We start from the raw sequence: 16,679 nt of genomic DNA on the forward strand, positions 1-16,679 counted from the left end.
GGCGGATATAAATGCTAGGCGGGGTCATTCGCTTAGATGACCCCGCCTTTTGGCACTTGACCAGTTGAAACAGGAACTTACGCCAGCAAATAAGGGCGTTGCGATGGCAGCGCCCCTTCCAATACCCCAATCGCTTCCAATCCGATCAGCGGATCAGGAACACCTCCTCATAGAAATGCTCCTCGAGATTGACGCCCTTTCCGCCGCGATCGACCACGATGAAGTCGGAGACGCCGTCGAGGGGCGTCAGAATACCGTGCCAGACATTGCGCCAGATGTTGACGCCTTGCCCGGGCCTGGTGCGGAAGGCCACGGGGTCGCTTGGTCCTTTATCCGTTTCCCGCGCCGCAACGACGAGGAACGGATGATTGGACAGCGGAACGAAGGCCTGGCTGCCGAGGGGATGCCGTTCGACCATCTTCAACTCCAGCGGCAGCGCATAGGGTTCGCCGCGCAGCCAGCTGATCATCGTTTTTGCCTCCTCACCGGTCGCTTCGACCTTTGCGAGGTCGTGATAACGAACGCATTTGCCGGCGTTGATGGGATAGCTGTGCGCGTCCTCCATTTCGATCACATCGCCAAAGGCGGCGAATGCGGCTCTGGTCAGCGGCTGAATCTCGATCATTTTCATCCCTGGTCTCCCTTTTTCATTTCCCTAGAAGTCATCGCTGCCTCGACTGGCAATGGGTCTGTGAAATTCGATGCGTGGCCTGCAGCGCGGACAAGCGGGTGCGTCCGGAGCACAACCACACTCCGCCAACCGACATGCCCTATCTTTCCGTAAAATAATTCTTACAGATGTTATCCCTAAGGCCTGTCTCTCGCTGTGGGGTCGGCTGGCATGGTGCACGTTATTTTGTGCCCGACATCGCCGGCAGAAGCCGGGCGCATAGGCTTGGGGCATAAGCTTGCCGACAGCTCTCGCTGCCGCTTCATCAATCGGGCAGTTTTCTATGCCGATGCCTGCTTCATCGTGTCGGTGAACCGCAAAAGTGTCGGCCATGTCCAGGTATGTTGCGTCGATAGCGCATGAAACGTTCCTCCAAACGTTTTCCGTCGCAAATTTCTAACCGTAAATCGCGCGCGCCATTCCCCTCGGAAAATTTGAAAGTCTCGAAGGTTGCCGCCGCTTTTCAGAGGTATGGACCTGGCGGATAGTGGAGACAGAAGTGCTAGGTTCGGGAGAAAAGCATGCAGCCTCATTCGCCAGGAGCCGGCCGGCTCACGGCCCACGTGCTGGATACGGCGCGCGGCAAGCCCGCCGAGGGCTTGCGCATCGATCTCTATCGGATCGATGGCGATGAACTGCGCCTCCTGAAATCCACTCAAACCAATGATGACGGCCGCTGCGACGCACCGCTCCTGTCTGGCGATGCCATGAAGGCCGGCATCTACGAGCTGCGCTTCCATGCGGGCGATTATCTCGGCCGCCCGACCGATGGCCCGATGTTTCTGGATATCATCCCGGTCCGCTTCGGCCTTGCCGACGAGAATGCACATTACCATGTACCGCTGCTCCTCTCGCCCTACAGCTACTCCACCTATCGCGGGAGCTGACTGATGACCGCTGCAAGAATCCGCTCCGAACTGCGCTTCATCTTGAACGGCGACGACGTTGCGCTCAAAGACATCGCGCCGGACCAGAGCCTGCTCGACTGGCTGCGGCTTTCCCGCTCGCTGAAAGGCACCAAGGAAGGCTGCGCCGAGGGAGACTGCGGCGCCTGCTCGGTACTTGTGGGACGCCTGACGCCGGCGGGCGAACTCGTCTATGAAGGCGTCAACTCCTGCATTCGCTTCCTCGGTTCTCTCGATGGCTGTCATGTCGTTACCGTCGAGCATCTGGCAGCCAGCGACGGCCGGCTGCACCCGGTGCAGCAGGCGATGGTCGATTTCCATGGATCGCAATGCGGCTTCTGCACGCCTGGCTTCGTGATGTCGCTCTATGGGCTATGGATGCAGACGCCGAACCCAACGGATCAGCAGATCGAAACGACACTGCAGGGCAATCTCTGTCGCTGCACCGGCTACGAGCCGATCCTGCGTGCGGCCCGCGCTATTTCCAATTATGGCGGCACGCAGAACGATCCCCTGCTTGCCGAGCGCGAAACCATGGTCACGCGGCTGAAGACTCTTGCCGATGGTGCGCGCGTCGAAATCGGAGACGGGCGCCATCGCCTGATCGTGCCGGCTGATCTCGACGATTTCGCTGATGTTCTCCAAGCCTCGCCGACTGCGACCGTGATTGCCGGTTCCACCGATGTCGGCCTTTGGGTCACCAAGCATATGCGCGACATTACGCCGGTCGTCTTCATTGCCGGGCTGCAGGAATTGAAGTCGATCGCCATTAAAGACAATATCATGACCATCGGCGCCGGCGTCACCTATTCGGAGGCGATCGCGACTCTGTCGCAGCACATCCCGGCACTCGGGCCGCTGATCACGCGCATCGGCGGCCAGCAGGTGCGCAACATGGGCACGATCGGCGGCAACATCGCCAACGGCTCGCCGATCGGCGACATGCCGCCGCCCTTGATCGCACTCGGGGCATCGCTGACCCTGCGCAAGGGCCAAACCCGCCGCACGATAGCACTCGAGGACTTCTTCATCGCCTATGGCAAGCAGGACCGCCAGCCGGGGGAATTCATCGAAACCGTGCATATTCCGCTTCCGGCAGCGGACGAAAAATTCGCGGTCTACAAGGTGACGAAGCGGCGGGACGAGGATATCACCGCAACACTCGGCGCCTTCCGTCTCGCACTTGCCGCCGACGGCAGGGTCGCAGAAATCCGGATCGCCTATGGCGGCATGGCCGCAACGCCGAAGCGGGCTTTCGCCGTCGAAAAATCCCTGCTCGGCAAGCCCTGGAACGAAGCGACCGTCGAAGCGGCGATGGAGAGATACGCCGAGGATTACACGCCGCTGACCGATATGCGGGCAACCGCGGAATATCGGGCGCTGACAGCGAAGAATCTTTTATTGCGTTTCTACCTGGAAACGACATCCAGTGCGGCACCGGCTCAGGTGTCCAGATATGAGGCTGCATAGGCCATGAACAAACACGCTTCGGACATCAAGGCCGAAACCATCGTTGGCGGCGTTCATACCAGCCCTCGCCATGACTCCGCGCATAAGCATGTCTCAGGTACGGCCGTCTACATCGACGACATCACCGAACCCGCGGGCACGCTTCACGCCGGTCTTGGCCTGTCGACCGTCGCCCACGCCATCCTGAAATCCGTCGATCTGTCAGCCGTCCGCGCCGCCCCCGGCGTCGTTGCCGTGCTGACCCATGAGGACGTGCCCGGCGTCAACGATATCTCGCCCTCCTACATGAACGACGATCCGGTGCTTGCCGCCGGCAAGGTCGAGTTTCACGGCCAGCCGATCTTCTGTGTGATCGCCGAAACACGCGAACAGGCGCGGCGTGCCGCGAGGCTGGCAGACATCGAGTACGAGGAATTGCCTGCCGATATCGACATATGGGATCTCGATGTTTCCACCCATAGACAGGTGGTCACGCCGTTGACGCTGAAGCGCGGCGATGCGGAAGCGGCCCTCAAAAGTGCTCCGCGTCGTGTGAAAGGCCGCATGCGGCTTGGCGGTCAGGATCATTTCTATCTCGAAGGTCAAGTCTCGCTTGCCGTTCCCGGCGAGGACGACGAGGTTGTCGTCTATTGCTCCACGCAGGGTCCGAGCGAGACGCAGCATATGGTCGCCCACGCGCTCGGCGTCCCGAGCAATGCTGTCACCGTCGAGGTTCGCCGCATGGGCGGCGGCTTCGGCGGCAAGGAAACCCAGGCAAACCAGTGTGCGGCGATTGCAGCGATCGCCGCCAAGAAGCTGAAGCGCGCCGTCAAAATCCGGCTCGACCGCGACGAGGATATGGTGGCGACCGGCAAGCGGCATGACTTTGCCATCGACTATGATGTCGGCTTCGACGATGAGGGCCGCATCCTTGCCGTGGGCTATACTTTCGCGCTGAGAGCGGGTTTCTCTGCCGATCTCTCAGGCCCGGTCGGCGATCGCGCACTGTTCCATTGCGACAACGCCTATTTCTTCCCGCATGTGCTTGCAAAGTCGGCGCCGCTCTATACCAATACCGTCTCCAACACCGCCTTTCGCGGCTTCGGCGGGCCGCAGGGCATGGTCGGTGCTGAACGCGTTATCGACGAGGTAGCCTTCGCCGTCGGCAAGGACCCGCTCGATATCCGGAAGCTGAATTTCTACGACGCAATGGGAGTCGACGGCGAGCGCAACCTGACCCCCTACCACCAGAAGGTCGAGGACTGCATCATCCAGCGCATCGTTGCGGAACTGGAGGAAAGCGCCGACTATGCCGGCCGTCGAAAGGCAATTGCCGAGTTCAACGCAAGGAACCGCATCGTCAAGCGCGGCATTGCGCTGACCCCGGTCAAATTCGGCATTTCCTTCACCAAGACGGAATCGAACCAGGCCGGCGCGCTTGTGCATGTCTACAGCGACGGTTCCGTGCACATGAATCATGGCGGCACCGAAATGGGACAAGGCCTGCATCTGAAGGTGGCGCAGGTCGTAGCCGAAGAATTCCAGATCGATCTCGACCGGGTGAAGATCACGGCAACAACGACAACCAAGGTGCCGAACACCTCGCCGACCGCGGCCTCCTCGGGCGCGGATTTGAACGGCATGGCGGCGCAGAATGCGGCCCGGCAGATCAAGGACCGGCTAATCGCCTTTGCCGCCGAAAGCCATCAGGTGCCTCGCGAGCAGGTGGTGTTCCTGCCGAACCGCGTACGGATCGGCAATATCGAGATGTCCTTCCCGGAGCTCATCAAGAAAGCCTATATGGCCCGCGTCCAGCTTTCGGCCGCCGGCTTCTACAAAACGCCGAAGATCCACTGGGACCGCAAGGCGGGCCGCGGCCATGCCTTCTACTACTATGCCTATGGCGCTGCCTGCTCGGAGGTCTCCGTCGACACGCTGACGGGGGAATATGTCGTCGAGCGCACGGATATCCTGCACGATACCGGCCGCTCGCTGAACCAGGCGATCGATATCGGCCAGGTCGAGGGCGGCTTCATCCAGGGCATGGGATGGCTGACGACGGAAGAGCTTTGGTGGGATGCGAAGGGCCGCCTGCGCACCCATGCGCCCTCGACCTACAAGATCCCGCTTGCATCCGACCGCCCGAAGATTTTCAATGTAGCCCTAACAGACTGGTCGGAGGCCTATGAGCCGACGATCCATCGCTCGAAGGCTGTGGGAGAGCCGCCGCTGCCGCTCGGCCTGTCCGTGCTGCATGCCCTTTCAGACGCGGTGGCGAGCGTGGCCGATCACAAGATCTGCCCGCGTCTCGACGCGCCGGCGACACCCGAACGGGTGCTGATGGCGATCGAGCGTCTCAAGGCCGCAAAAAAGGAGTGAGGCAATGTCTGCCGCCCGTGAAGATATCCGGGATTTTCTGCGCCGCGAGCCGGCCTCGATCCTGGTGGAGGTGACTGGCGTCGCGGGCTCCGCGCCGCGCGATACCGACGCCTGGATGCTGGTGTCGGAACGAGCGATTTTTGCAACGATCGGCGGCGGGCAGCTCGAATATATGGCGATCGACCAGGCGCGACGCGCCTTGCGTTCGGGTCTCGCAGCCGAGCCGATGAACGTGCCGCTCGGCCCGGAGATCGGCCAGTGCTGCGGCGGCCGTGTTGGACTTGCCTTCACCGCCCTCAACCAAAGACTTGCGAATGATCTCATAGCCTGGAGCGATCGCGAGATGGCCGCACGCCCACATGTCTATGTTTTCGGCGCCGGCCATGTCGGCGATGCCCTCGCCATGGCACTTTCGCTAGCGCCGTTGCGCGTGGTGCTTGTCGATACACGAGAGGAAGAACTCGTTGCCAGCACCGTGCCGCGCGTCGAAACCTGCCTAACGGCCATGCCGGAAGCCGTGGTGCGGGACGCGCCGGCCGGCAGCAGCTTCGTGATATTAACTCATGACCATGCGCTCGATTTCCTGATTGCGGCCGAGGCGCTCAAGCGCATGGACGCAGCCTATGTCGGCATGATCGGCTCCAAGACGAAGCGCGCCACCTTCCGCAACTGGCTGTCGCGCGAAACCGGCCAGACGGAGCTTTTCGAACGCCTGATATGTCCGATCGGCGGAACGGCAGTGAAAGACAAACGCCCGACCGTCATCGCAACGCTCGCCGCCGCCGAGATCATGACGGCTGCATTGACTTGGACGGCTGCAGCACAGTCGGCCACGACAAAACCTGCTATCGGATAACGGGCAACTGCTTGAGGGGATTGGCGAACGGCACGCCAAGCGGTGTGAAATGGCGGTCATTGGCCGTCAAAACAGTGAAGCCGTGCGCAGCGGCGGTCGCGGCAATGGCAATGTCTTCAAAGCCGGGATCGTGAGCGCGCGCCCTGTCAAGCATCAGGCCCGCGTGTCTCGCCTCCTCAATGCCGAACGGCAGGATACGGCCGGCGTAGAAATGTTCGACCGCCGCAAGCCAGCGCCGCAGGTGTTCCGCTTTCGTCGTCGCCCCAATCCTGACCGCTCGGGCGATACCGGCCTCGATTTCGGCGATGGTGATGGCCGAAAGATAAATCCGGTCACTATTCGCACGCAGCCAGGCCGTGAATGCGTCAACGCCGACGTGGCGTTTGGTCGACGCATCGGCCGATACGATATTGGTGTCCAGAAGGTACAAGATCAGAAGCCGTTTTCACGCAATGAACGTGCGGGCTTTCGTGATCGTTCGGAAATATCGGCCGGCTCGCCGGGGAAAGCCAAAAGCAGATCGGCGAAATCAGGCACCCTGGAAACCCGCTGCCATTCTTCGAAGGAAACCAGCACTGCTTCCTTTCGGCCATGGCGGGTAATAACGGTCGGCTCACCGGCCACGGCTTGATCGACCACAGCGGAAAGCGTCGCCTTCGCATCCTTGAGCTGGATTTCCTTCATGGCTTTTCCTTGCATGACTACTGGTAGTCATATATGATTTCGCTGGCTTGAAATCAAGCAAAGATCAACCTGCGGCCTTCAGATCACGAAGCGGCAGCCTCATCTTCAAGCAGCTTGCCGATGAGCCGCTGACAGCGCTCCGCCATAAAATCGATCATCAGCCGCACTTTCGGGTCCTGGAAACGCTTGTGCGGATAGATGGCCGCGAGCTGAACCGGGGCCGGTGGGCTCTCCTTCAGAATCTCGACGAGCCGCCCTTCCCTCAGATAGGCCTTCACCTCGAACACCGGCTTGTTGATAATGCCGCGATCTTCCAGTGCCCATTGAGTCAGCACATCGCCGTCGTCACTGTCGTAGGGACCAGCGACTTCGAATTTGCGGGTACCTTCCGCCGTCATCAGCGTCCAGTAATATTCTTTCGACCCCGGATAGCGCAGCAGAAGACAGTCGTGTTTGTCGGCAATCAGGGCATCGGCAGTCGCCGGCACGCCGCGCTGCGCGAGATAGGCCGGCGATGCACACAGCACGCGCTCGCAATTGAGAATGCCGCGCATGCGCAGATTGGAATCTTCCAGCACGCCGAGCTTGAAGGCTACATCGACGCCTTCGGCAAGAATGTCGACATTGTGGTCCGACAGGCGCAAGCGTACTTCGATATCCGGATATTTGTCGTGAAACTCCGGAATACCCGATGCGATCAGCCGCCGGCCGATACCGAGCGGCGCCGTGATCCTCAGCGAACCCTTCGGATTGCGCGAGAGATCGGCGATCGCCGCTTCCGCCTCATTGACGGCCTCGATGATCTTCACCGCCTTTTCATAGAAGACGCGGCCATGTTCGGTCGGCGAGAGCTTACGCGTCGTGCGGTTGAAGAGGCGCACGCCGAGGTGACGCTCAAGCTCCTTGATGCGGTTGCTCGCAACCGCGGGCGTGACGCGCTGGTCGCGGCCTGCCGCCGAGAGAGTACCGAGTTCGACCACGCGAACGAAGACACGGACATTATCAAGATAGGACATGGCACCTTTCTACCACATCGGCACACGGAACAAAGCAGGGGGTATCTTATAGATTTTTTTGAAAGTGTTGGCGGATTAACTGGGATTTTCGGGAAAATCAGCCGATGGCAAACACTCCCGTAGAGATCGGGAGGAGTTCCCATGTACGAATATGCCATCGCCTGGGACTGGCTGACTTTTGCCGTCCGCTGGCTGCACGTCATTACCGCCATTGCCTGGATTGGCTCGTCATTCTATTTCGTAGCCCTGGACCTCGGTCTGAAAAAGCACCCCGCCCTGCCGCCTGGAGCCTATGGCGAGGAGTGGCAGGTCCATGGCGGCGGCTTCTACCATATCCAGAAGTATCTGGTGGCGCCGGCCAACATGCCGGACCACCTCGTCTGGTTCAAATGGGAAAGCTATGTCACCTGGCTGTCGGGCTTCGGCATGCTCTGTCTCGTCTATTACGCCGGCGCTGACCTCTACATGATCGACCCGGCCGTGCTTGACGTCTCCAAACCCGTCGCAATCGCCATTTCGCTCTGCTCGATCGCCGGCGGCTGGCTCCTATACGACGTGATCTGCAAATCGGCCTTCGGCAACGACAATACGCGGCTGATGGTGGCGCTCTATTTCATTCTGGTCGCGGTGGCCTGGGGCTATACCCATCTCTTTACCGGTCGCGCCGCTTTCCTGCATCTCGGCGCCTTCACCGCGACGATCATGTCGGCCAACGTCTTCTTCATCATCATTCCGAACCAAAAGATCGTTGTCGCCGACCTTCTTGCCGGGCGTACGCCAGATGCGAAATACGGCCGCATCGCCAAGCAACGCTCCACCCACAACAATTACCTGACGCTGCCGGTGCTGTTCCTGATGCTGTCGAACCACTATCCGCTGGCTTTCGGCACGCAGTTCAACTGGATCATCGCCTCGCTCGTCTTCCTGATGGGCGTCACGATCCGCCACTGGTTCAACACCCGCCACGCCAATGCCGGCAACCCGACCTGGACGTGGCTAGTCACCGTCGTCCTGTTCATCATCATCATGTGGCTCTCCACAGTGCCGAAGGTCCTGACGGGGGAACCGGCGACGAAGATCTCCGCAATCCAGCAGCCCTTCGTCACGGCGCAAAATTTCCCAAAGGTCCGCGATACCGTGATGGGTCGCTGCTCGATGTGCCATGCGAAGGAGCCGAGCTGGGAGGGGATCGCCGCTCCGCCGAAGGGCGTGATCTTCGAGACCGATCGCGATATCGCCGCCCACGCGCGCGAAATCTACCTGCAGGCAGGCCGCAGCCAAGCCATGCCGCCAGCCAACGCCTCGCATATTACCGATGAGGAGCGCCGCCTGCTCGTCTCCTGGTACGAAAGCGCCACCAATGGGGAGAAGACCCAATGAGTGAAATCCTGATCCGCGGTCGCGTGCTGACCTTCCTTGCCGAGCCGCAAGGCATCGACGATACCGCGTCCTATCGCTATATCGAGGATGGCGCGGTCTTCGTGCGCGATGGCAAGATCGTTGATATCGGCTTCTATAACGACATTCGCAAGCTGGCCGATGCCGGCATCAGGATCGCGGATCACCGCCCGAACCTGATCCTGCCGGGCTTTATCGACACGCACCTGCATTTCCCGCAGACGCAGGCGATCGCCTCCTATGGCGCGCAGCTGCTCGAATGGCTGAACACCTATATTTTCGTCGAGGAGCAGAAATTCGCCCGCGCCGCCCATGCAGCCGAAGTCGCGGATCGCTTCATGGACGAGCTCCTGTCGAACGGCACGACGACGGCCGTCGCCTATTGCTCGGTGCATCCGGAAAGCGTCGATGCCTATTTCGCGGCAGCGGAAGCCCGCGGTATGTGCATGATCGGCGGCAAGGTGATGATGGATCGCAATGCGCCTGATGCGCTGCGCGATACGCCACAGCGCGGCTATGAAGAAACGAAGCGACTGATTGCGAAATGGCACGGCCGCGGACGCGCGCATTATGCCATCAGCCCGCGCTTTGCCATCACCTCGACGCCCGAGCAGATGGAGATGAGCAAGGCGCTCGTTACCGAACACCCGGACTGCTATGTCCAGACGCATCTTTCGGAAAATCGGGACGAGATCGCCTTTGCCACCTCCCTCTACCCGGAGGCCAAGGACTATACGGATATCTATGCCCGGTACGGCCTGCTCAACGATCGCATGCTGCTCGGCCATTGCATCCATATGAGCGAGCGGGAGGTTGCCGTGCTGGCGGAGACCGGCGCTGTCGGCGTCTTCTGCCCCACCTCGAATCTCTTCCTCGGCTCGGGGCTCTTCAACGCAGCACAATTCGACAAGCTCGGCGCGCGCTGGTCGGTCGCAACCGATGTCGGTGCTGGCACCAGCTTCTCCATGCTGGAAACGATGGACGAGGCCTACAAGGTGCTGCATCTGCAGGGGCAGCGGCTGACGCCGTTCAACTCCTTCTATCGCATGACGCGCGGCAACGCGCTGGCGCTCGGTCTCGAAAGGCAGATCGGCTCGCTGCAGGCCGGCGCGGATGCCGATATCGTCGTCCTTGATTCCGCCGCCAAGTCGGCCATGGGATTCCGCATGCGCACTGCCACATCGCTGGCCGAGGAACTCTTTATCCTGCAGACCATGGGTGATGACCGCTGCGTTGCCGAAGTCTATGTCGCCGGCAAGGCCATGAAGACCAAGAGCAAGAAGGCGGGCACGGTCGCACGCGAACAACTGCAGCTTGCTTGACCGATAAATGTGGGGGACCGCCTTCGCCGTCGTCTCTGGACAGGAGACGGCGGCGAAGGCATTCAGCTCCGCTTCGAGTGCCCCCCCATGGCCTTCGTTAATTCTTCCGCTGCCGCCCGCACAACCGGCCCAAACGCCGCGATCTTTTCATTCGGCAACCGCACGGCCGGGCCTGAAATCGAAATGCCGGCAATAGCCTCGCCATATTCATCGAAGATCGGCGCCGCCACGCATCGCATGCCCAGCGTATGTTCCTCATTGTCGATCGACCAGCCGCGTGACCGGATCTCGGCCATATCCGCAAGCAACATGGGCAGCGTATTGCGGGTTTTATCGGTGAAATGCTGCAATGAACGCCGCCCGAGCAAAGCCTCTATCCGGCTGTCCGCCCAGGTGGAAAGGATCGCCTTGCCGATACCCGAAGCATGGATCGGCCCACGGCGGCCGGGGCGGAAGAAGGCGCGCATCGGTGCATGGCTTTCCGCCTGGGAGATGAAGACAACATCGCCATCGTCTTCGATGGCGATGTTGGCCGTCTCTCCGGACGCCTCCATCAACTGCTTGAGAAAAGGCCGACTGATCGTGCCGAGCTTGCGGAAGCGCAAATAGGCCGTTCCGATCTCGAAGGCTTTCACGCCGATCGTCCAGGCACCGGTCTCATCGTCATGCGCCACCATGCCGTGCTGGGCGAGAGAGGTGAGCAGCCGGTGAACAGTGGAAGGGGCCATAGCCGATCTGTCGGCGAGATCTGTCAAAACCGCGCCGTCGGCTTCGGCCACCAGCTCCAGCAGTTTCAAACTGCGATCGAGCACCTGCACGGACGAAGCGGCCGCATTCTCGGCCGGTTTGCGGCCCGGCCTGCCCCTCGTCTTTTCCCGATTTTCCGCCATGACGCTCACTTTTGACTGAAGGCGCGCCGCGCAGTTGGCGCGACCCGCTTGGGCTTCATGACATATCCGCTTCGCTGCGATTGTTCCAGATTCGTTGAAAATGTTTATTTCCATATGATGGGATTGATTTCCATTTTTAGATTGCGCTTGTTCACCCATGCGATACCTTCGATGCAGAAACGGAGGAAATTCCCATGGCGAAGATGCGCGCAGTCGATGCCGCAGTGCTGGTTCTGGAGAAGGAAGGCGTCAATTGCGCCTTCGGCGTTCCCGGCGCTGCGATCAACCCCTTCTATTCGGCAATGAAAGCGCGCGGCTCGATCCGCCATGTGCTCGCCCGCCATGTCGAGGGCGCAAGCCATATGGCCGAGGGCTATACCCGCGCCCGCGCCGGCAATATCGGTGTGTGCATCGGAACGTCTGGACCTGCCGGCACCGACATGATCACCGGGCTCTATTCGGCCTCGGCCGACTCGATCCCGATCCTCTGCATTACCGGCCAGGCGCCGCGCGCCCGGCTCGACAAGGAGGATTTCCAGGCTGTCGATATTGCAAAGATTGCGGCCGCGGTCACCAAATGGGCCGTGACCGTCATGGAGCCGGCGCTCGTTCCTTACGTTTTCCAGAAGGCGTTCCATACGATGCGCTCGGGTCGCCCTGGCCCGGTCCTCATCGATCTGCCCATTGACGTCCAGCTCGCCGAAATCGAGTTCGATATCGACACCTATGCGTCGCTTGCCCCCTACAAGCCTTCCGCCACGCGGGCACAGGCGGAAAAGGCGCTTGCAATGCTGAACGCGGCCGAGCGGCCGCTGATCGTCGCCGGCGGCGGCATCATCAATGCCGATGCTTCCGACCTGCTGGTCGAATTCGCCGAAATCACAGGTGTACCGGTCATCCCGACGCTGATGGGTTGGGGTACGATCCCGGACGACCATCCGCTGATGGCCGGCATGTGCGGGCTGCAGACCTCGCATCGCTACGGCAATGCGACGCTGCTTGCCTCCGACTTCGTCCTCGGTATCGGCAATCGCTGGGCCAATCGCCACACCGGCAATATCTCGACCTACACCGAGGGCCGGACCTTCGTGCATGTCGATATCGAACCGACCCAGATCGGCCGTGTCTTCGCCCCGGATTTCGGCATCGTCTCCGATGCCGGTGCCGCACTGAAGCTCTTCCTCGACGTCGCGACGGAATGGAAGACGGAAGGCAAGCTGCGCGACTGGTCGTCTTGGGCGGAAGAATGCCGCGAGCGCAAGCGCACCATGCTGCGCAAGACGCATTTCGACCAGACGCCGCTGAAGCCGCAGCGCGTTTACGAAGAGATGAACAAGGCTTTCGATCGCGACACCTGCTATGTCTCGACCATCGGGCTCAGCCAGATCGCCGGCGCGCAGTTCCTGCACGTCTACAAGCCCCGCAACTGGATCAATTGCGGCCAGGCCGGCCCACTCGGCTGGACCCTGCCGGCAGCGCTTGGCGTGCGCGCCGCCGATCCCAACCGCACGATCGTCGCACTATCCGGCGACTACGACTTCCAGTTCCTCATCGAGGAGTTGGCCGTCGGGGCGCAGCACAAGCTTCCTTACCTGCATGTGGTCGTCAACAATTCCTATCTCGGCCTCATCCGCCAGGCCCAGCGCGGCTTCAACATGGATTTTGAGGTCAGCCTTGCCTTTGAAAACATCAACTCATCCGGTGATGCCGAACCTGGCTATGGCGTCGACCATGTCGCCGTCGCCGAAGGCCTTGGCTGCAAGGCGATCCGCGTGCGCAGCCCGAACGAATTCCAGGAGGCGTTCACGACAGCAAAGCAGCTGATGGCGGAGCATCAGGTTCCCGTCGTCATCGAGTTCATTCTGGAGCGGGTCACCAATATCGCAATGGGTGCCGACATCAATGCCGTCGCCGAGTTCGAGGAGCTTGCCGAACGCGGCGAAGATGCTCCGACCGCGATCCTCGCCTTGCTTGATTGAAGGAGGAATACTATGCCGAAATTTGCGGCCAATCTCACCATGCTCTTCACCGAAGCGCCGTTTCTGGATCGCTTCGCACTCGCCGCCAAGGCGGGTTTCGAAGGTGTCGAATATCTCTTTCCCTATGATTTTGCGAAAGAGGCGCTGCGCGCCGAACTCGATCGTCACGGCCTTACCCAGGTGCTGCACAATCTGCCCGCCGGCAACTGGGCCGGCGGCGAGCGGGGGATCGCGATCCTGCCGGATCGTATCGACGAGTTCCGCCGCGGCGTCACTTCCGCGATCGACTATGCGACGGCGCTCGGCTGCCGCCAGATCAATTGCCTCTCGGGCATTATTCCGGCCGGCGTGCCCGATGAGGTGCTGCGGACCACCTTCGTCGTCAACCTCAAATATGCGGCGGAAGAGCTCGGCAAGCACGGAATCCGCCTGCTGATCGAACCGATCAACCGCTTCGACATTCCCGGCTTCTATCTCAACACGCCGGACCAGGCCGCTTCGATCATCGCCGAAGTCGGCAGCGACAACCTGTTCATTCAGTACGACCTCTATCACCAGCAGCGTACCGAGGGCGAACTGATCGGCACCTTCAAGAAGCACCAGGCGCAGATTGCCCACGTACAGCTTGCCGACAATCCCGGTCGCAATGAGCCGGGTACCGGCGAGATCGCCTATCCCTTCATCTTCGAAGCGCTCGATGTGCTCGGCTACGACGGCTGGATCGGCTGCGAATACAAGCCGCGCACCACGACCGCGGCCGGGCTCGGCTGGTTTGCCGCAGCTGGCCGCCACGCCGAAAGCGCCGCCATTCTCAATCTCAGGAGCTAAACAGCATGGCACATATCGGATTCATCGGCCTCGGCATCATGGGAACGCCCATGGCGCGCCACCTGCAAAAGGCCGGCCACATCGTCGTCACGTCCAAGTTTTCCATTCCGCCGCGCCAGGAGCTGCTCGACAACGGCCTGCAATTCGTCGAGACGCCGGAGGCGCTCGCCGAAACCGTGGACACCATCATCCTGATGCTGCCGGATACGCCCGAGGTCAAGGACGTGCTCTTCGGCGAGAACGGCGTTGCCTACGGCTTGTCCAACGGCAAACTCGTCATCGACATGAGCTCGATCTCGCCGATCGAGACCAAGGAATTCGCCAGAAGAATTCGCGAGACCGGTGCCGAATATATCGATGCACCCGTCTCCGGTGGCGAAGTCGGTGCCAAGAGCGCCTCGCTCTCCATCATGGCCGGCGGTTCTGAAGCCAGCTTCGCGCGGGCGCTGCCGTTCTTCCAGCTGATGGGCAAGAACATCACGCTCGTGGGCGATTGCGGCGATGGCCAGGTCACCAAGGTCGCCAACCAGATCATCGTCGCATTGACGATCGAGGCCGTGTCCGAGGCGCTTGTCTTCGCCTCCAAGGCCGGTGCCGATCCCGCCCGCGTGCGCTCGGCCCTGATGGGCGGTTTTGCTTCGTCGCGCATCCTCGAAGTCCACGGCGAGCGCATGATCAAGCGCACCTTCGAACCCGGCTTCCGCATCTCGCTGCATCAGAAGGACTTGAACCTTGCGCTGCAGGGAGCCAAGGCGCTGGGCGTGTCGCTGCCGAACACCGCCGCGACGCAGGAACTCTTCAACCAATGCGCCGCCAATGGCGATAGTGGGCTCGACCATTCCGGCCTCGTCAAGGCGCTGGAACGCATGGCGAACCATCCCGTTGCATAACGAGTGAGAGCCCCGATGCCGAGCATTGCCGATCCCCGCGCCTTTCTGGAAAAGCTCTTCTATGCAGCCGTTGCGGCCGCCGATCCGGACAAGGCGCTAGCCGCCCATCTGCCGGAAAAGCCAAAAGGCCGGACGGTGGTGGTCGGCGCCGGCAAGGGAGCTGCGCAGATGGCCCGCGCCTTCGAGCGTCTCTGGGACGCGCCGCTGTCCGGCGTCATTGTTACCCGTTACGGCTATGTCGTTCCTTGCGAGCGCATCGAGGTTCTCGAAGCCGCCCATCCGGTGCCGGACGAAAGCGGATTGCTCGCAGCGGAGCGGTTGATGGCAGCGGTAAGCGATCTTACCGAGGATGATCTGGTTGTCGCGCTCGTCTGCGGCGGCGGCTCGGCTTTACTGCCGGCGCCGGCCGGCGATCTCACGCTTGCCGACGAGATCGCCGTCAATCGGGCCTTGCTTGCCTCCGGTGCACCGATCAGCGCCATGAATGCCGTGCGCAAGCAGGTTTCACGCATCAAGGGCGGGCGGCTGGCGGCCCTTGCCCATCCTGCGAAGGTCGTCTCGCTCGTCGTTTCCGATATTCCCGGCGACAATCCTGCGCTTGTCGCCTCCGGCCCGACTATCGCCGATGCGGCCACACGCGCGGATGCGCTTGAAATCATAGGCCGCTATCAGCTCGATTTGCCGGACGCGGTGATGCGTCATCTTCAGGACGGCAAGGACGAGCCGCCGCTGCCGTCAGACCCTCGTTTCGCCCGCAATGAGATAAAGCTCGTTGCTTCGGCCGCCATTGCGCTGCATGCCGCCGCCGATGTCGCCCTCAAGGCCGGCGTCGAGACTATCGTGCTGTCGGATGCCATTGAGGGCGAAGCATCGGACGTCGGTCGCCAGCACGCAGCCATCGTGACCACGATCTCGCAGCGGCGTATGGCCGCCCAAGGGCCCATTCTTCTGCTTTCAGGTGGAGAAACGACCGTCACGATGAAAGGCAAGGGCAAGGGTGGCCGCAACAGCGAGTTCCTTCTGTCCTTTGCCTGCGCCATTTCCGGCGAGAAAGGCATTTCGGCGCTTGCCGCCGATACTGACGGTATCGACGGCTCGCAGGACAATGCCGGCGCCTTTGCCGACGGCACCACCGTTTCACGGCTTGCCGATCGAAAGAAGGATGCGGCCGCATTCCTGGAGCGCAACGACAGCTGGTCGGCCTTCGCCGCGATCGACGACCTGTTCGTCACGGGACCGACCGGCACAAACGTCAACGACTTCCGTGCCATCCTTCTAGACCCGCTGGATTGAGCCAAGCGACCCAGGACGTCGCGGTTCAAAAGGGGCGCCTGCCCAACTACAAACGCCTCGACCGGAGCTCAATTCCGCCGTCATTGACGAGAATATTATTCCAAAATCGTTTCGGAAGTT

General features: G+C 61.2%; 15 protein-coding genes. 10 read left to right on the top strand and 5 right to left on the bottom strand.

Annotated features, from left to right (window positions below; all coding sequences use genetic code 11):
• Positions 1–145: 145 nt before the first annotated feature.
• Positions 146–631 (bottom strand): ureidoglycolate lyase, encoded by a 486-nt coding sequence (locus tag C7U61_RS05070; protein WP_106997075.1) that lies wholly within the window; start codon positions 629–631, stop codon positions 146–148.
• A gap of 560 nt (positions 632–1,191) precedes the next feature.
• Here C7U61_RS05070 and uraH point away from each other — a divergent pair.
• From uraH to xdhC, 4 genes are read left to right on the top strand one after another with little or no spacing between them, the layout of a single operon-like run.
• Complete coding sequence (uraH, locus tag C7U61_RS05075; RefSeq protein WP_106997076.1) at positions 1,192–1,557, top strand: hydroxyisourate hydrolase; 366 nt, start codon at positions 1,192–1,194, stop codon at positions 1,555–1,557.
• 3 nt (positions 1,558–1,560) lie between these two features.
• The gene (xdhA, locus tag C7U61_RS05080) at positions 1,561–3,045 is read left to right on the top strand and encodes a xanthine dehydrogenase small subunit (RefSeq protein WP_106997077.1); all 1,485 of its coding nucleotides are present in this window, start codon (positions 1,561–1,563) and stop codon (positions 3,043–3,045) included.
• Positions 3,046–3,048: 3 nt separating this feature from the next.
• Positions 3,049–5,403 carry a xanthine dehydrogenase molybdopterin binding subunit gene (gene xdhB, locus C7U61_RS05085; RefSeq protein WP_106997078.1) on the top strand — a complete coding sequence of 785 codons (2,355 nt, stop codon included), beginning with the start codon at positions 3,049–3,051 and terminating at the stop codon, positions 5,401–5,403.
• A gap of 4 nt (positions 5,404–5,407) precedes the next feature.
• Positions 5,408–6,259, top strand: a complete 852-nt coding sequence (gene xdhC, locus C7U61_RS05090) for a xanthine dehydrogenase accessory protein XdhC (protein ID WP_106997079.1) — start codon at positions 5,408–5,410, stop codon at positions 6,257–6,259.
• Here the strand turns inward: xdhC and C7U61_RS05095 are convergent.
• The 3 genes from C7U61_RS05095 to C7U61_RS05105 all read right to left on the bottom strand — a co-directional run bounded on the left by C7U61_RS05095 (position 6,249) and on the right by C7U61_RS05105 (position 7,959).
• A complete protein-coding gene (locus tag C7U61_RS05095; RefSeq protein WP_106997080.1) occupies positions 6,249–6,689 on the bottom strand; it encodes a PIN domain-containing protein in 441 nt (146 codons plus the stop codon). The two genes, xdhC and C7U61_RS05095, sit on opposite strands and share 11 nt — an antisense overlap.
• A gap of 2 nt (positions 6,690–6,691) precedes the next feature.
• The gene (locus tag C7U61_RS05100; RefSeq protein ID WP_106997081.1) at positions 6,692–6,943 is read right to left on the bottom strand and encodes a type II toxin-antitoxin system Phd/YefM family antitoxin; all 252 of its coding nucleotides are present in this window, start codon (positions 6,941–6,943) and stop codon (positions 6,692–6,694) included.
• An 83-nt stretch (positions 6,944–7,026) separates the two neighbouring features.
• Positions 7,027–7,959: a LysR family transcriptional regulator gene (locus tag C7U61_RS05105; RefSeq protein ID WP_106997082.1), complete on the bottom strand. Its 933-nt coding sequence runs from the start codon at positions 7,957–7,959 to the stop codon at positions 7,027–7,029.
• Between the two features lie 141 nt (positions 7,960–8,100).
• Between C7U61_RS05105 and C7U61_RS05110 the strand changes: the two genes are divergently transcribed.
• Both C7U61_RS05110 and guaD read left to right on the top strand, forming a co-directional pair.
• Positions 8,101–9,339 carry a urate hydroxylase PuuD gene (locus C7U61_RS05110; protein WP_106997083.1) on the top strand — a complete coding sequence of 413 codons (1,239 nt, stop codon included), beginning with the start codon at positions 8,101–8,103 and terminating at the stop codon, positions 9,337–9,339.
• Positions 9,336–10,679: a guanine deaminase gene (gene guaD, locus C7U61_RS05115; RefSeq protein ID WP_106997084.1), complete on the top strand. Its 1,344-nt coding sequence runs from the start codon at positions 9,336–9,338 to the stop codon at positions 10,677–10,679. The genes C7U61_RS05110 and guaD overlap by 4 nt, the downstream gene beginning before the upstream one ends.
• 62 nt (positions 10,680–10,741) lie before the next feature.
• On the opposite strand, the gene bhcR is transcribed toward guaD, so the two are convergent.
• Positions 10,742–11,569: an HTH-type transcriptional regulator BhcR gene (gene bhcR / locus C7U61_RS05120; RefSeq protein ID WP_106997210.1), complete on the bottom strand. Its 828-nt coding sequence runs from the start codon at positions 11,567–11,569 to the stop codon at positions 10,742–10,744.
• 194 nt (positions 11,570–11,763) lie between these two features.
• On the opposite strand from bhcR, the gene gcl reads away from it, so the two are divergent.
• The 4 genes from gcl to C7U61_RS05140 are packed head-to-tail and all read left to right on the top strand — an operon-like array spanning position 11,764 to position 16,559.
• Entirely contained in the window at positions 11,764–13,548 is a 1,785-nt protein-coding gene (gene gcl, locus C7U61_RS05125) for a glyoxylate carboligase (protein ID WP_106997085.1), read from the top strand.
• A 12-nt stretch (positions 13,549–13,560) separates the two neighbouring features.
• Positions 13,561–14,376, top strand: a complete 816-nt coding sequence (hyi, locus tag C7U61_RS05130) for a hydroxypyruvate isomerase (RefSeq protein WP_106997086.1) — start codon at positions 13,561–13,563, stop codon at positions 14,374–14,376.
• Positions 14,316–15,266: a 2-hydroxy-3-oxopropionate reductase gene (locus C7U61_RS05135; RefSeq protein WP_245410754.1), complete on the top strand. Its 951-nt coding sequence runs from the start codon at positions 14,316–14,318 to the stop codon at positions 15,264–15,266. The genes hyi and C7U61_RS05135 overlap by 61 nt, the downstream gene beginning before the upstream one ends.
• Positions 15,267–15,281: 15 nt before the next feature.
• The gene (locus C7U61_RS05140) at positions 15,282–16,559 is read left to right on the top strand and encodes a glycerate kinase (protein ID WP_106997088.1); all 1,278 of its coding nucleotides are present in this window, start codon (positions 15,282–15,284) and stop codon (positions 16,557–16,559) included.
• Positions 16,560–16,679 lie beyond the last annotated feature (120 nt).

Source organism: Rhizobium sp. JAB6 (genome assembly GCF_003024605.1).
GTDB lineage: Bacteria > Pseudomonadota > Alphaproteobacteria > Rhizobiales > Rhizobiaceae > Rhizobium.

Coding starts and splice junctions, on each gene's coding strand:
- C7U61_RS05070 (WP_106997075.1), bottom strand. CDS start 631: ATGAAAATGATCGAGATTCAGCCGCTGACCAGAGCCGCATTCGCCGCC.
- uraH (WP_106997076.1), top strand. CDS start 1,192: ATGCAGCCTCATTCGCCAGGAGCCGGCCGGCTCACGGCCCACGTGCTG.
- xdhA (WP_106997077.1), top strand. CDS start 1,561: ATGACCGCTGCAAGAATCCGCTCCGAACTGCGCTTCATCTTGAACGGC.
- xdhB (WP_106997078.1), top strand. CDS start 3,049: ATGAACAAACACGCTTCGGACATCAAGGCCGAAACCATCGTTGGCGGC.
- xdhC (WP_106997079.1), top strand. CDS start 5,408: ATGTCTGCCGCCCGTGAAGATATCCGGGATTTTCTGCGCCGCGAGCCG.
- C7U61_RS05100 (WP_106997081.1), bottom strand. CDS start 6,943: ATGAAGGAAATCCAGCTCAAGGATGCGAAGGCGACGCTTTCCGCTGTG.
- C7U61_RS05105 (WP_106997082.1), bottom strand. CDS start 7,959: ATGTCCTATCTTGATAATGTCCGTGTCTTCGTTCGCGTGGTCGAACTC.
- C7U61_RS05110 (WP_106997083.1), top strand. CDS start 8,101: ATGTACGAATATGCCATCGCCTGGGACTGGCTGACTTTTGCCGTCCGC.
- guaD (WP_106997084.1), top strand. CDS start 9,336: ATGAGTGAAATCCTGATCCGCGGTCGCGTGCTGACCTTCCTTGCCGAG.
- bhcR (WP_106997210.1), bottom strand. CDS start 11,569: ATGGCGGAAAATCGGGAAAAGACGAGGGGCAGGCCGGGCCGCAAACCG.
- gcl (WP_106997085.1), top strand. CDS start 11,764: ATGGCGAAGATGCGCGCAGTCGATGCCGCAGTGCTGGTTCTGGAGAAG.
- hyi (WP_106997086.1), top strand. CDS start 13,561: ATGCCGAAATTTGCGGCCAATCTCACCATGCTCTTCACCGAAGCGCCG.
- C7U61_RS05140 (WP_106997088.1), top strand. CDS start 15,282: ATGCCGAGCATTGCCGATCCCCGCGCCTTTCTGGAAAAGCTCTTCTAT.